The sequence below is a fragment of the Desulfonauticus submarinus genome (genome assembly GCF_900104045.1).
Classification (GTDB): Bacteria; Desulfobacterota; Desulfovibrionia; order Desulfovibrionales; family Desulfonatronovibrionaceae; genus Desulfonauticus; species Desulfonauticus submarinus.
In genome coordinates, this window is record NZ_FNIN01000023.1 from 1 (window position 1) to 1378 (window position 1378).

General features: G+C 37.9%; 1 protein-coding gene. It reads right to left on the minus strand.

Annotated elements, in window-relative coordinates; all coding sequences use genetic code 11:
• Window positions 1-1378: pectate lyase-fold domain-containing protein (locus tag BLP60_RS10630; protein WP_434963932.1), on the minus strand; the 1378-nt coding region annotated here is incomplete at both ends.

Below are 1378 nucleotides of genomic sequence, written 5' to 3' on the forward strand. Positions count from 1 at the left end.
TCTTTTCCATAAGATAAAACAAACCCTGAACTAAGCTTATTAAACTTAGCCTCTGCATATGTACCTAATGTATATCCTCGACTCTTTACTTCCCATGTATTATCATTTTCTTTGGCATACCCTCTACTTAAACCAGCAAATACTCCAAGTCTTTTTAAAAAACCTAATTTTGTATCTATTCCTGTTAATATGCCTCTAGAATGAGTCTTATCCTCATCTCTATAAATCACATTTCCATATCCAGTAGTCCACCAAGAATTGCCCCCTGCCTTCATTCTGTCAAAAAGCACAGAGTGTAAAGCTTGCCCTGTACCAACAGTTTGAGCCTCGCTTGAACTAACAGGCAATTTCTTAGGGTCTACACTAGCAATTAAACCATTTGCTCGACCATCAAAATTTCCATCTTTTTTTTGAGTAACTAAAAATCCAGGAGCTTTTACTGTTGGATCTATCCCATCATAAGTTATATAGTAACGATTTCCAGAAGCAAGATTTACTGTTGTTGCTGTTCCTTCAAACCCAAGGTCTGCAATATCTCCATGCAGAGAACACCCCTTTTCTAAGTTTAAAACATTGTTATTTCCATTAATATAAATTGCATAACTTGTTTTACCATAAGCTTTAATGCTTCCGCTATTGGTAATAGTATTGTCATCTCCAGTTATATAAATACCATAGGCCTTATTTTCTCCACCATTCCCACTTGCTCTAGCAATAATGCTACCTCTGTTGGTAATGGTGTTGGAATCGTTGGCAATTGCAATGCCTGCTGCTAATCCGTCAATGGCATTATTATTAGCACTAGCAGAAATGCTGCCTGAGTTAGTAATGGTGTTGGAGTCATAGGCTCTAATGCCATGGGCATACCCATCATCATCGTTTTCGTTAGCAGTAGCAGAAATGCTGCCTGAATTAGAGATGGTGTTGTATTTATTTGCATAAATGCCATAAACATAAGTCTCACCATCATTATTGTTAGCTATGGCAGTAATAGAACCTGAATTGGAGATAGTGTTAGAGTTCTCGGCAAAAATACCATAGGCATATCCATCAGTGCCTACGTCATTAGTACTAGCATTAACATTAATAGAGCCCGAATTAGTAATGGTGTTGGAGTCATAGGCTCTAATGCCATAGGCATATCCATCAGCACTGTTTTCATTAGCATTAGCAGAAATAGAACCTGAATTGAATATAGTGTTGTTGTTTTCGGCATAAATGCCGTAAGCTTCCCCTGTAGCGTCGTTTTCGTTAGCAGTAGCAGACATGCTGCCTGAATTGGTGATGTTGTTGTAGTCATAGGCATAAATGCCATAAGCTTGCCCATCATCATTTTCATTAGCAGTAGCATTAATAGAACCCGAATTAGAGATGGTAT